This window comes from Clostridium carboxidivorans P7, assembly GCF_001038625.1.
GTDB lineage: Bacteria > Bacillota > Clostridia > Clostridiales > Clostridiaceae > Clostridium_AM > Clostridium_AM carboxidivorans.
Map to the genome: position 1 here is coordinate 577,278 of NZ_CP011803.1, position 13,627 is coordinate 590,904.

The window sequence follows — 13,627 nt, forward strand, 5'->3', positions numbered from 1 at the left end:
ACTTTTTTAAAAATGAGAATATTTCATATAAAAAATCCTATTACTGAAAATTTAATAATAGGATTTTTTATATGAAGGTTATTTAATTATTTGGACCAATAATCTGGACGAGTTAAACTTGCAGGTATTCTCGTATTTGAATTACCTTTAGCTGTGTTGATCTGAGCTTGAGTGAGAAATATGCTGTTTGTAAGATTAGCACCACTGAGGTCAGCATCTCGTAAATCTGCACCAATCAAATCTGCACCACTCAAATTAGTACCTCTAAGGTTTGCTGCAATAAGACATGCTCCTCTTAAGTCAGCACCTATAAGATTAGTTTTTCTAAGATCTGCTCCAAAGAAGTCTAATGATCTAGAAATTGTTTTTTTATTTTTTAAATTAGCATTTCTTTTATTACATGTTTTAGTGCGTATAAGTTCACTAGTATTTCTAAGAAATATGTTAACTTTGCTTCTATGAGCTTCTATATCTAATGATAATAGAGAATTAATATCAAGTAAGGTGAGATTTTTAGTGTTTTCTAATAATGAACTTATTTCTTCCTTAAGGTTGGCATCCGTTTGAAGCATTAATGCTTCAGTAAGATACCATAACATTTCATGAAGCTGTCTCATAATTAAAAAGGCTTCAAACATTTGCTTAGCATGTTCTTGGCTTTCGTGCCAATTGACACCCTTACAAGTAACTTGAGATACCTTTTGACCAGCACCAAAACAATCATAAGCAGTGCAGCCTTTTAGGCCTTTACTTCTAAGATTTTTGTGAACAGAGCAGGTAAAGTCAGGTTGAAGATTTATGCAGGGCTTACCAGCTTCTTTGTCTGTTGGAAAACCTTCAGATGCTGAAAAGTATAATGCTGTACAGCATAATCCAAAACATTTTTTACATTCAATTTTTAATTCTTTATTGTTCTCATTTGTATGTACCATATTTATCTATCTCCTATTGATTACTAAAAAATACAAATAATTTTTACTTATAAATTGTATCATATACAGCTTATATTTCAATATTTACATACTCAATATTTAAAACTTGAATATTATAAAGTTTAATGTAATAATATCTATAAAAATGATAATACATAAATGTTAGAGGTAAAAATATGATATTTTTTGGACATGTAGGAATAACAACTGCGGCTTTTAAATTATACGAAAATATTGTTCCAGTGGAAAAAGTTAATGAAAATGAATCTTATATAGATTATAGGCTGGTTGCCATTGGATCTATACTTCCAGATATTATAGATAAGCCAATAGGAGCATATTTTTTTAGAAGCACATTTCACAATAGTAGGATATTTGCTCATTCTCTGGTATTTTCTATGTTTTTAATAATTTTAGGATCATATTATTTTAAAAGAAGTAAAAATAATGGTTTTATAACACTTGGAGTGTGCAGCTTAATACATCAAATATTGGACAGCATGTGGTTATATCCAGGTATATTGTTCTGGCCAGCTTATGGATTGAAGTTCCCTACTAGACCAGAGGGAAATTGGCTGGCTATGAATATTGCAAATTTACTAAGAAATCCAGCAGTTTATATGCCTGAAATAATTGGTGCAATTATTGTTGGGTACTATTTCATTATGTTAGTAAAAAATAAGAGAGTAAAAGAATTTTTAAAAAGTGGAAGGCTGTAGTTTAAATTAACTTTTTGTATGTAGAAAAGTTTGACTTAATATAAGCAAATTCCGGCACAACTTTTCAGAGGACAGAGGACAATTTACCTTCATTGTCCTCTAAAAATAATGTTTTATATTATACTTTTATACTAATTAGTGATAACATTATAAGTGAAACGAGGTGTAAAAGAATGATATTTTATCATTTTTCAAGTGAAAAGTATAGCAAACTAATTCCACAAGCAGGAGAAAAAAGACATTTAGGTAAGAGTAAGTCTATAGGGAAAAAAGTGACATTTTTAACTACTAATCCTAATATGTTTTATGAAAATGACAATGGAGGTAATTTCTTCGAGTATAGATATATTCTAAATATAGATAAGAATGATCCTCATCTATATGCTGATGATAAATTTAATAATATGATGGAGAAGTTCAATAGAACTTTTGGTTCGAGACGTGGAGTATTTAAGTGGTTTTTCTATGATAGTCCACTTGATTATATTTGTATATCCAAATGGAATGAGAAACTATGTAGATTTAGTTAACAATAAAATATTCACATGTTATAAAGGCTTATTAAATTAAGCCTTTTTTATTTGAAAATAAATATGTAGATAAAGTTTTATAATATAAATAGATTAGTTTACAAATATTTTATAATTATTTATAATGTTTATAAGGCAAAAAGGCCATATTTTTAGAACTATGAGCTTTTAAATTATAAAGATGAAGAGGTAAATATTATGAATGATACTAACATTAATCCACAAGATGTAATATTTGCATTAGATATAGGTACACGTTCTGTAATAGGTACAGCGGGTACAGTAAGAGATAAAAAATTTCATATAGTGGCTGAATATTGTATAGAGCATGAAGAAAGAGCCATGATAGATGGTCAAATTCATGATATAGGTTTGGTAGCTAATGCAGTAAACAATGTTAAAAAGCAGTTAGAAGAAAAGCTTAATATGAAAATGGAGAGTGTATCCATTGCAGCAGCAGGAAGATTTTTAAGGACTATGGTATCTAAAGCACAGCTTAAAATTGATTATGATAAGGAAATAGATAAGGATACTGTAAGAAGCTTAGAGCTTACAGCAGTAAAAAGTGCGGAAGAAAAAATAAATGAACAAAGGGAAGGAAAGCTTTATTGTGTTGGCTATAGTGTAAAAAATTATTATTTAAATGGATACATAATAAACAATTTACTTTCACATAAGGGAGAAAACATAGAAGCAGAAGTTATAGCAACCTTTCTTCCAAGATCAGTAGTAGATAGTCTTTATTCTGTTATGGAAAAGGTTGGACTTCAAGTAGCAAGTATGACTTTAGAGCCTATAGCAGCTATGGAAGCAGCTATACCACAAAATTTAAGACTTTTAAATTTAGCGTTGGTAGATGTAGGTGCAGGTACTTCAGATATAGCTATAAGTAGTAAGGATACTATAAGTGCCTATGGTATGGTTCCTTTAGCTGGTGATGAAGTAACAGAAGTCATTGCACAAAATTATCTTGTAGATTTCAATACGGCAGAATATATAAAAAGACAGTGCAGTACTAATGATAAATTAGTATATAAAGATGTTTTAGGATTAGAAAATGAATTGAATTCCGAAGATGTAGTGAAATTCATTACTCCAACAGTAAAAAAGATAGCAGATGAAATAGGAAGTAAAATTATAGAATTAAATGGAGATAAATCTCCTAATGCTATTTTTATAGTAGGAGGAGGAGCACATACTCCTAAATTAAAGGAGTTTTTAGCAGATAAGCTTAACATATTACCTCAAAGAATAGCCATTAAAGGTAGGGATGCTGTAACCGAATGTGTATGTGAGGATAATTCATTAGGTAGTACTGGTGTAACAGTTTTGGGAATAGCATTAGTTTCCATAAGAAGGCTTGGACATGACTTTATAGATGTAATTTTAAATGATAAAGTAATAAGCTTATTTAATTCACATAGACATACAGTGATGGATGTAATGATGCAGGGGGGGATGAATCCTAAAGTACTAATTGGCAGAAACGGAAAAAATATTAGATTCACTTTAAATGGAATTAAAAGAGTAGCCTTTGGAACTCTTGCTTCACCAGCAGAAATTATGCTTAATGGTAATAAGTCCAATATAGATGAGGATGTTAAAGAAGGAGATAAGGTAGAAATAAAATATGCTAGAGATGGAAATGATTCTGCACCTAGTGCTTTAGATTATGTTAAAAGGCTTTACTCCATAAGCTTTTTTGTTAATGACATAATAGAAAATTTAGAGCCAATAGCTTTAATAAATGGGGAAAAGGTTGATCTTAATGAAAAAATAAAGGAAAATGATGAAGTTGAAATACTATTTCCTGAAACTTTAACTCAATATAAAAAATATGTATCGGAAAACAGTGAAGAATATAAATACTATTTAAATGGCACAGAAATTTCAGATGACTATAAAATAGAAGAGGGAGACAGAATTTATAGTATAAAGAATGATGAAGCAGAAAAAGATGAGGTTATAGAAGAAGTTGTTGAACAAAAGGAAATTGAAACTAGTGAAGAAAGTGTTGATACCGTAGAAAATAAAACTACTGTAGAAAATGAAACTAGTGAGGTGGAAGCTGCTTTAGATAGTGAAAAAAGTGAAGAAAAAGTTGAAGCTTTAGAGGAAAATAAAGAAACAAAACAAGATGAAGAGTTATTAAAAAAGGAAAAATCAGAAGATGAAATTGAAGTAATAGTTAATGGTAAAAACGTATGTTTACAAGGTAAAAAGGAATATGTTTTTATAGATATATTTAATTTTATAGATTTTGATTTAACAATACCCAAAGGAAAGTTATATTTACGTTTAAATCAAAAAGATGCAGGCTATTATGATAAGCTTTCAAGTGGCGATATAATTGAAATTGGTTGGCAATAATATTGTAGATTGGAGAATTAAACATGGAATTAGATTTTTTAAAACTATCAGAGAATATAAAAGATGAAATTGTAAGTATAAGAAGAGATTTTCATATGAATCCAGAATTGGGTTATGAGGAGAACAGAACTTCTCAAAAGATAAAGGATTTTTTACAAAAGGAAGGTATAGAATATACTGAAACAGCTAAAACAGGAATTTGCGGAATAATAAAGGGTAATGGAAATAAAACTATAGGATTAAGAGCCGATATGGATGCTCTTCCACTAGAAGATAGAAAAAACTGTGACTACTGTTCAAAAGTAAAGGGAAAAATGCATGCTTGTGGGCATGATGCACATACATCTATACTTTTAGGTGCGGCTAAAATATTAAACAGTATAAAAGATAAATTAAATGGAAATGTAAAATTATTTTTTGAACCTGCAGAAGAAACCACAGGTGGAGCTAAAGTAATGATAAAAGAAGGAGTTTTAGAAAATCCACAAGTTGATAATGTAATAGGTTTGCATGTAGATGAAAATATAGAGGTTGGAAAAATAGGAGTAAAAAGAGGAGTTGTAAATGCGGCGTCAAATCCTTTTACCATAAAAATTAAGGGAAAAGGAGCTCATGGAGCTCGCCCACATACAGGAATAGATCCAGTAGTTATAGCAAGTTCAGTGGTAATAGCTCTTCAAAATGTTATAAGTAGAGAAATATCACCAACAGATGCAGCAGTTATAACTATAGGGACTATTCATGGAGGTACAGCTCAAAATATAATACCAGAAGAAGTTACAATATCAGGTATTATGAGAACTATGACTACAGAAAACAGAGCTTATGTAAAGAAAAGATTAGTTGAAGTAGTTGAAGGAACTGTGCATGCAATGCGTGGAGAATGTGAAATAGATATAGAAGAGAGCTATCCTTGCTTGTATAATGATGATGATATGTTAGAAAAAGTTTTAAGTGCTGCTGACAGCTTAATAGGAAAAGAAAATGTAAAAATATTGGAGAACCCAAGTTTAGGAGTTGAAAGTTTTGCTTATTTCTCCATGGAAAGACCTTCAGCGTTCTATTATTTAGGATGTAGAAATGAAGAAAAGGGAATAGTAAATCCAGCTCATGGAAGTCTATTTGATATTGATGAAGATTGTCTTCCAGTTGGAATAGCATTACAGTGTAAAATTGCATACGAACTTTTAAGATAATAATGAGCCTCAATACCTTTAAAGGTGTTGGGGTTTATTATTTTATATTGTATTAAAATGAATTTAGTTTTTATATTATCACAAATTTAAATATTTATATATTGCTTTTGACAATAATAGTGTTATATAATTAGATGTTGTTTAATTAGATAAAATGTAAATAATAACATAATAGAGAAATTTGATGTAGAAAGATATATAATACTTATTAGGAGTGATGATATGAAAATTGAAATAGGACCAAATGAAGCAGGACAGAGATTAGACAAATTTTTGAGAAAATGGCTTAAGGATATGCCTTTAAGTGCTATATATAAGAGCATACGAAAAGGTGATGTGAAGGTAAATGGCAAAAAGGCCAAAGAAAAGTATGCATTAATGGAAGGAGATTTAATAGAAACAAGAGATATAACTTCGAATCAAACAAAAAAGAAGTTTAATAGAATAGAAAATAGTTTCTTAAAAATAGCCTATGAAGATGAAAACATGGTAGTAATTGAAAAATGGCCTGGAGTTTTAGTGCACTCAGATGGAAAAAAGAAAGAGCACACTTTAACAGATTATGTACTTTCATATCTTTATGACAAAGGGGATTATACTCCAGAAAATGAAGTAACATTTACACCAGCTTCTTGCAATAGATTGGACAGAAACACTTCTGGTATAGTTATATTTGGAAAAAATTATGAAGCTTTAAAATTATTAAATGAAATGATAAGGGAAAAGAAAATACATAAGTATTATCAAGCTTTAATAAAAGGAAGAATTAAGGATGGCTTGTATAAGGCGTATATTCATAAAAATGAAAGTGAAAATATATCTCAGGTTTATGATGAACCTAGAAAAGATACAAAAGAAATTAGTATGAATGTAAAAAACATTCAAAGCTGTGGAACTTTTTCTTTAGTTGAACTTGAATTGTTAACAGGAAGAAGTCATCAATTAAGAGCTCATTTAAACCATTTGGGTAATCCGATATTAGGAGATACAAAATATGGTACAGCTAAATTAAACAGTTTTTTCTTCAATAAATATGGTTTAAATTATCAATTTTTATATGCATACAAACTTATTTTTAGAGATTGTACTGAAAAATTTATTTACATGCAAAATAAAACTGTAGCATCAGGATTGCCACCTGTATTGAAAAAGATTAAAAATGATATTTTTGATAAGTTTTAATCGTAGATCCAAATTTATATTTAAATATGTTATAGATGATTTATAATCAATATGGGGGATATAGATAAGGAGTTTTACTATGAAGGAACAGTCAACTACTAAAGGATTTGCAATACTTTCTGCGGCGGGTATGATGGTAAAGGTTTTGTCTTTACTCTACATACCCTTTTTAATAATGATAATTGGCGGCGAAGGATATGGAATATATGGAGCTACATATCAGGTATATACTTTTATATTTGTAATTACCAATTCAGGAATACCTGTTGCAATATCAAAGCTTATATCTGAACTTACAGCAGTTGGGAACTATAAAGATGCAGTAAAAAGCTTTAAAATAGCAAGATTCATACTTGTGATTTTGGGAATTCTTATGTCACTTGTATTGCTTATTTTTGCAAATCCTTTAGCTGAATTAGTTAAATTTAATAAGGCTTATTTATCACTTTTAACACTTTCACCAGCTATATTATTTACGTCTGTTGCATCTGCTTATAGAGGGTATTTTCAAGGACGTGCAAATATGACTCCAACAGCACTATCACAGGTTATAGAGCAGATAATGAATATTATCTTTTCTTTAGGCTTTGCTGTTTATTTCATGAAGTTTGGACTAGAAGCTGGTTGTGCAGGAGCTACCATAGGAACATCTGTAGGAGCACTTATTTCAGCTGTTTTTCTCATGTATTATTATGAAAGCAATAGAAGGTTTAAAGTGCCTAAAGGATATATAAATGAAGAAGTAAGAAGATTTACTACAAAGCAATTGTTAAGAAAAATAGTTAAATATGGTGTACCCATAACTATATGTGTAGGTATGACTTATGCTGGAAATTTAGTAGATGTATATAATACAAAATCAAGACTTATGGTAGGAGGAATTACTGAAGTTAATGCTAGTATATTATATGGATATTTAGTTAAATATCAATCTCTTTTAAATGTACCTATTGCCATTATATCTTCACTTTCAGCTGCAATTTTACCTGCTATATCTAGTGCAATAGCAGTGAAGGATAAGAAGCTTGCAAGAAACAAAATAAACTATTCCTTTAGATTATGCTTTTTGATTGCAGTACCTTGCGCTGTTGGACTTGCTTCTTTAAGTACTCCAATTTATGATATGCTGAAGTTCCGTGGAGGAGAATTTATTATGGCCTATGGTTCTGTAGTTTTAGTATTAATGGCTATTATGCAAATACAAACAACTATATTGCAAGGAATAGGAAAACTTTTTACTGCTACATTGTATTCTGTTATAGGGATAGTTTTTAAAATAACTTCTAATTATTTTTTAATAGCAATGCCTAAGATTAATATATTAGGAGCGGTAGGAGGAAGCATAATAGGATTTGCAATTCCTATAGTTTTAAATCATAGAATTATTAAAAAGTCTTTAAATTTAAAACTAAGTCTCTGGATTCATTCCATAAAGCCAATTATAGCATCAGCTGTTATGGGAGCTTTATCTTTTGGTACGTACTATATTCTAAGCTTAGTGCTTGGCTTCATACATAAAGGATATGTTACTAATACAATAGCTACAGTAATAGCTATTGGGGTAGGTGGTCTTACATATGGTTTTGGATTAGTAATTTTAGGTGGAATAAGAAGAGATGATTTAAATTTGATGCCATCTAAACTTACTAGACTTATTCCGCAGTTTGTATTAAATAAAATGAGATAAATTTTATAATGTAATTGCATTAGTATTGAACTGATGCAATTATTTTTTGTCAATTAAGCAACATGTAGTGTTTAATATTTAAGAATAATTCATAATTTACTAGAAAGTGCTATATATAAAATCCTTGTATGGAAAGCTATCTTTAATTTTCACTATCTGAAAACGATATAATTACTTTATTATAGCTTAAAATGAATAAAAATAATGTAATTTGAAGGAATTTTATAAAAATTGTAGAATATATAACAAGGAAAAAAATACAAAAGAAAAAGTCCACAAAATTATTTTAAGGAGGAATAAGCATGGGTTATTGTCACCAATGTGGATCAAAAGTTGAAGATGGGAGTGTATTTTGTACTAATTGTGGTGTAAAGTTAATTGAAGACTTACAAGAAGAAGAAATACAATCTAATGAAAATCAAAATTTTGTTCCAAAAGATACTTTTTTTAATTCTCAAAAAGAAGCATATAGCTCTTATACAAGTTTTAAAAATCAAGTGAATTTTTTAAGTTTAAGAAATATTTTAATTAAAATGCTATTTAAGCCTGTTTCAGGGGGGAAAGAGTTTGTAGAAAATGGTGAAAAATCTTCTGTTATTGGGTTAACAATATTTCTTGCAATTGTTCAAGGAATTTTAGGAGTATGGAAGGTAAATCAAATTATTTCTACAATTCAAAACATAGCTTTAGATTTAGTACAAAAAATATCAGGAATAATGAATTTAATACAGCCAGGTTCATCCAGAAATGTACCAAGTGCAAATGATATAATGGGTTTAACAACTGAAATCAATAAGGTTAAATCTCTTATAAACATACCTTATGGAAAAATATTTTTGCAAAATGGTATGTTGTTTTTAGGCGTAATTATAGTACTTTTTATAGTTATATATTTGGGCACTAATATTGTATCAAAGGATAAAAGAGATCCTTTTACAATATATAAAACGGTACTTATTATTTCAGTACCCACTTTATACTTTGAAGTACTTTCAATTTTACTTTCCTACATGTCGATTTACGTAGGTGCAGGTATATTCCTAATCGGACTAATAGTTTCACTAGCAAGTTTATCTATAATTATTAGGGAAGAATTATTTATAGATGAAAATCATTCAGTATTTATAATTGCAGTATCATTTTTAGCAGCTTTTATCGTGATTTTAATGTGTTTACAGAAATTTTTATCTTCCAATATATCCGATATAATAATGTCTGCAACTAATGTGATGAAGAATATTAGGTATTAAAAATAGTTTGGATAGAGGTGGGAAAATGAGTTTTTGTAGAAAATGTGGTGAAAAATTAGAAGAAGGACAAAAGTTTTGTGCTAAATGCGGCACTGAATTAAATGAAAATCAGGATAAATTAGATGAAAAAATTGCAGATAATGATGAATATATGGATGAAGATGATTATAATTATAATAACGAAATTATAGTTCCTACTAATAACGAGAGAAGAAATTTTGGAAGTTCTATGAAAACCAGAATAGGTATTGTGATAGCTTCAATTGTTGTAGTACTCTTAATTGGTTTATATGCAATTGGCAATTTAATGTCGAATCCTTCTAAGGTAGTTGCAAGGTTTGAAAATGCTGTTGCTTCAGGAAATAAAGGAGATTTGGTTAGTACACTTTATTGTGATGACAATAGATTGGAAATAAACGATAAGACAGTTGTGCCATTACTAACTTATTTTAAGGACAATCCTTCTTATTTAAATACAGTAGTAAATGGTTTGAAAAAGGATGCTGCAAATGCAAGTCAAACCAAAGCTTTAACTGGAATGAATGGCAGCGGCAGATCTGTTTTAACTCTTGCATATGCAGGAAAGAAATTTTTGTTTTTTCCTAACTATAAAATAGCTATAAAGCCAGGTTTTATTCAAGTTAAGACAAGCATAAAAGATGTAGTTTTTTCATTAAATGGTACGGAAATTGGGAAAAGTGATTCAGATAATTTTAGCAAAGAATTTGGACCATTTATACCAGGAAAATATACTATTTTAGCAAATTATAAAGGAAAATACACTTCTTTAAGTGATCCACATGATATTAATTTTATGGATGGTAGCAGTGATAAAGTTAATATAGAAACTTTTACAAATCTTAATTATGTAAAAGTGAAAAGTGATTACCCGGATGCTAAAATTTTTGTAAATGGCAAGGATACAGGAACTAAAGTTGCAGATGCAGGAAATTTTGGACCTTTAGATAACAATACAAAAATATATGGTGTCATTACTAAAGATGGCAAAATGTTAAAAAGCAATGAAGAAACAGTAGATCAGGGTGATAAAGACGTATATTTAAATTTTGCTCAAGCTGAAAGTTTAATTAGAAATCAAGAAAATCAAGTTCATAATTTAGTGTATTGGTATACTTATTATTTCACAAGAGCAGTAAATACTAATAGTTTTTACATGTTGGAAGATTTGCTATATCCAGGAAGTCAAATTTATGATGAACAAAAAGGTTACATTCCTGATACTTATGGTAAAGGAATAAAAGAAGAGATTATGTCCTTTAATTTGTTGTCTTACAAATTAAGTGATGATAATAAATCTGGTACCGTAAATACAGAAGAAGTATATAACATATATCAAAATGGAAGTTCTTCAATTAAAACCTTTAAATATACTTATACATTTAAGTACAATGAAGCAAAAAATGGTTATCAAATGCAGAGTATACAAGCTACTAAATAATATATATGATGAAATAAAAACTGCTGATATTTTTGTCAGCAGATTTTTTTGGATATGAAGTATATAATTTTATCAGCATTTGATTTGGTAATAAGTAGTTCTCGTAAACAAATTCCACTTGAGTTTAAGAATCACTTGATGTTATAATCATTAGAAGATATGTAGAGGAGGAATTTTTTATAATGCATTATTGTGTAAAATGTGGTACAAGATTATCAGATGAAGTTAAGTTTTGTACTAAATGTGGTTCACCGCAAAAGATAGATGGTAATCATGACAGTATTAGAGAAAAAAATAATTATAATAGCGAATACACTCAAGTAATACCTAAAATAAGGGAAGTACCAAATAGAATAGAGCAAGAAGAGAATTATAACCATTCAAATGAAGGGACTTTAAAGTCAGTAATGATAGGTGCACTAATAGGATTGGTTATTTTGACTGTAGGTTTTGGTTCGTATTATTTTTATTCTAAAAATGATACACCTTCAAAGCCGCAGGCATCAACTACAAATACAGTTGGTAATAGCAGCAGTAGTAGTACATCAACTGATGGAAACAGTACATCAAATGTTAGTGAAAGCACAGATAAATCAAAGGACAGCAGTAAAGATAAGAACAATGCTGCAAATACTAATAGTAAATCTGATGAATATATGTTTTCTAACAGTGGAAGTACAAAACTCACAGATGATCAAGTAAGTTCTTTAAGTAAGGAAAATTTGGCTATAGCAAGGAATGAAATATATGCAAGACATGGTTTTGTATTTCAAACAGAACCATTCAAAACTTATTTTAATAATAAAACGTGGTACAAGCCTAATACTGCTTTTAAAGGTAGTGATGAAGAATTAAGTTCAGTGGAAAAATCTAATGTAGATTTAATGCTTAAGTATGAAAATAAATAGAAACTTATTATGTAATATAAAAATTATGCTACGTAAGAGTGCAGTGTAAGTTTGGATTTTAACTTTCATTCCGTTATATATGATAAGGTTGTCATCACGGCTAAATGTATTACAAATTTATATGATTTTATTTAAAATTATATGTGAAAATAGGGCTATAATCAGAGCTCTATTTTTTTATTATTAGAAAATATTTCTGTTATATCAATAGGTATTTTATTAGTTGATAGCATAGAAAGAGTATTCATATAGAAAACTTGTATAGATTTTTAGGATGATTTTACAATTATCATATAAAAGCACTTTTTTCAATATCTATAGCAGTAAAAGCAATAAAAAATGTAAAGTTCTAAATTATAATATATTGTGAGATGAGAATTGGGAAAAGGATGTGAAATAAACTTGATTACTATAAGTAGAATAACATATGATGATTTAAATGATTTATCCAATTTATATGAACAACTTTTAGGAAAAAAAGCAAACTTTGAAAAGTTCAGAGATAAGTTTGCATTGATTAATTCAGATAAAAACTATACATTGATTGGAGCAAAGGATGATAATAACAATCTAGTTGGTTCGCTGTTAGGTATTATTTGTCAGGATCTTGGTGGTGATTGTAAGCCATTTATGGTCATTGAAAATGTAATAGTAAAAAATAACTGCAGGAGAATGGGAATTGGAAAAGTACTAATGAGTTTTATCGAAGGTATTGCTAGAAGGGAAGAGTGTTATTTTACAATGTTAGTATCGGCTTTTAGTAGAAAAGGTGCTCATAAATTTTATGAATCTATAGGATATGGCAACGATGTTGTAAAAGGATTTAAAAAATATTTATAATAAATATTCATAAGGAGAATAAAAATGAAGGATATTATAGATGCAGTATTTATTGATAGAGATGGAACTATTGGAGGAGGATGTTCGGCAGTTTATCCAGGTGAATTTGAATTATATCCCTTTGCAAAAGAAGCTATAAAACTTTTAAAAAGTTTAGGTATAAAGATTTTTGCATTTACAAATCAACCAGGAATTTCAAGAGGGGAAAGTACAATACAAGATTTTGAAAGGGAATTGTTAGGGTTTGGGTTTGACAAGGCATATATATGTCCACATGGTGAAGATGAAAAATGTTCTTGTAGAAAACCAAGTTCTGAATTACTGATAAAAGCTTCAAATGAATACAATATTGATTTGAAAAAATGTGTTGTGATTGGCGATAGATGGAGTGATATGTTGGCAGGTAGTAATGCTGGAACAAAGAAAATATTAGTTATGACAGGTGCAGGAAACGAAGCATTGGGAAAGTATAGAAGTAAATGGTCTAGTATACAACCAGATTATATAGCAGAAAATATTCTAGATGCAGTATCATGGTTGATGTTGTGATTGGA

Annotated in this window: 12 protein-coding genes; 11 read left to right on the forward strand and 1 reads right to left on the reverse strand. The window is 29.1% G+C overall.

Annotation, left to right across the window (positions count from 1 at the left end):
- Window positions 1–86 precede the first annotated feature (86 nt).
- Window positions 87–932 carry a pentapeptide repeat-containing protein gene (locus Ccar_RS02510; RefSeq protein WP_007064300.1) on the reverse strand — a complete coding sequence of 282 codons (846 nt, stop codon included), beginning with the start codon at window positions 930–932 and terminating at the stop codon, window positions 87–89.
- A 176-nt stretch (window positions 933–1,108) separates the two neighbouring features.
- Here Ccar_RS02510 and Ccar_RS02515 point away from each other — a divergent pair, with 176 nt between their 5' ends.
- The 11 genes from Ccar_RS02515 (at window position 1,109) to Ccar_RS02565 (ending at window position 13,622) form a co-directional block, all read left to right on the forward strand.
- Window positions 1,109–1,651 (forward strand): metal-dependent hydrolase, encoded by a 543-nt coding sequence (locus Ccar_RS02515; RefSeq protein ID WP_007064301.1) that lies wholly within the window; start codon window positions 1,109–1,111, stop codon window positions 1,649–1,651.
- A 173-nt stretch (window positions 1,652–1,824) separates the two neighbouring features.
- The gene (locus Ccar_RS02520) at window positions 1,825–2,181 is read left to right on the forward strand and encodes a hypothetical protein (RefSeq protein ID WP_007064302.1); all 357 of its coding nucleotides are present in this window, start codon (window positions 1,825–1,827) and stop codon (window positions 2,179–2,181) included.
- A 198-nt stretch (window positions 2,182–2,379) separates the two neighbouring features.
- On the forward strand, window positions 2,380–4,551 hold the full coding sequence (locus Ccar_RS02525) for a cell division protein FtsA (protein WP_048029847.1): 2,172 nt from the start codon (window positions 2,380–2,382) through the stop codon (window positions 4,549–4,551).
- Window positions 4,552–4,574: 23 nt separating this feature from the next.
- Entirely contained in the window at window positions 4,575–5,747 is a 1,173-nt protein-coding gene (locus tag Ccar_RS02530; RefSeq protein WP_007063357.1) for a M20 metallopeptidase family protein, read from the forward strand.
- 222 nt (window positions 5,748–5,969) lie between these two features.
- Window positions 5,970–6,929, forward strand: coding sequence for an RluA family pseudouridine synthase (locus Ccar_RS02535; protein WP_007063356.1), 960 nt, complete (start codon window positions 5,970–5,972; stop codon window positions 6,927–6,929).
- 79 nt (window positions 6,930–7,008) lie between these two features.
- Complete coding sequence (locus Ccar_RS02540) at window positions 7,009–8,616, forward strand: putative polysaccharide biosynthesis protein (protein ID WP_007063355.1); 1,608 nt, start codon at window positions 7,009–7,011, stop codon at window positions 8,614–8,616.
- 302 nt (window positions 8,617–8,918) lie between these two features.
- Window positions 8,919–9,866 (forward strand): zinc ribbon domain-containing protein, encoded by a 948-nt coding sequence (locus tag Ccar_RS02545; protein ID WP_007063354.1) that lies wholly within the window; start codon window positions 8,919–8,921, stop codon window positions 9,864–9,866.
- 25 nt (window positions 9,867–9,891) lie between these two features.
- Entirely contained in the window at window positions 9,892–11,325 is a 1,434-nt protein-coding gene (locus Ccar_RS02550) for a zinc ribbon domain-containing protein (RefSeq protein ID WP_007063353.1), read from the forward strand.
- 182 nt (window positions 11,326–11,507) lie between these two features.
- Complete coding sequence (locus Ccar_RS02555; RefSeq protein ID WP_007063352.1) at window positions 11,508–12,233, forward strand: YARHG domain-containing protein; 726 nt, start codon at window positions 11,508–11,510, stop codon at window positions 12,231–12,233.
- 402 nt (window positions 12,234–12,635) lie between these two features.
- On the forward strand, window positions 12,636–13,073 hold the full coding sequence (locus tag Ccar_RS02560) for a GNAT family N-acetyltransferase (RefSeq protein WP_035775191.1): 438 nt from the start codon (window positions 12,636–12,638) through the stop codon (window positions 13,071–13,073).
- A gap of 24 nt (window positions 13,074–13,097) precedes the next feature.
- Window positions 13,098–13,622 carry an HAD-IIIA family hydrolase gene (locus tag Ccar_RS02565; RefSeq protein ID WP_007063350.1) on the forward strand — a complete coding sequence of 175 codons (525 nt, stop codon included), beginning with the start codon at window positions 13,098–13,100 and terminating at the stop codon, window positions 13,620–13,622.
- Window positions 13,623–13,627 lie beyond the last annotated feature (5 nt).

What these genes read in the sequence shown, in the direction of transcription:
- Ccar_RS02510 (WP_007064300.1), bottom strand. Translation starts at nt 932, where the DNA reads ATGGTACATACAAATGAGAACAATAAAGAATTAAAAATTGAATGTAAA.
- Ccar_RS02515 (WP_007064301.1), top strand. Translation starts at nt 1,109, where the DNA reads ATGATATTTTTTGGACATGTAGGAATAACAACTGCGGCTTTTAAATTA.
- Ccar_RS02520 (WP_007064302.1), top strand. Translation starts at nt 1,825, where the DNA reads ATGATATTTTATCATTTTTCAAGTGAAAAGTATAGCAAACTAATTCCA.
- Ccar_RS02525 (WP_048029847.1), top strand. Translation starts at nt 2,380, where the DNA reads ATGAATGATACTAACATTAATCCACAAGATGTAATATTTGCATTAGAT.
- Ccar_RS02530 (WP_007063357.1), top strand. Translation starts at nt 4,575, where the DNA reads ATGGAATTAGATTTTTTAAAACTATCAGAGAATATAAAAGATGAAATT.
- Ccar_RS02535 (WP_007063356.1), top strand. Translation starts at nt 5,970, where the DNA reads ATGAAAATTGAAATAGGACCAAATGAAGCAGGACAGAGATTAGACAAA.
- Ccar_RS02540 (WP_007063355.1), top strand. Translation starts at nt 7,009, where the DNA reads ATGAAGGAACAGTCAACTACTAAAGGATTTGCAATACTTTCTGCGGCG.
- Ccar_RS02545 (WP_007063354.1), top strand. Translation starts at nt 8,919, where the DNA reads ATGGGTTATTGTCACCAATGTGGATCAAAAGTTGAAGATGGGAGTGTA.
- Ccar_RS02550 (WP_007063353.1), top strand. Translation starts at nt 9,892, where the DNA reads ATGAGTTTTTGTAGAAAATGTGGTGAAAAATTAGAAGAAGGACAAAAG.
- Ccar_RS02555 (WP_007063352.1), top strand. Translation starts at nt 11,508, where the DNA reads ATGCATTATTGTGTAAAATGTGGTACAAGATTATCAGATGAAGTTAAG.
- Ccar_RS02565 (WP_007063350.1), top strand. Translation starts at nt 13,098, where the DNA reads ATGAAGGATATTATAGATGCAGTATTTATTGATAGAGATGGAACTATT.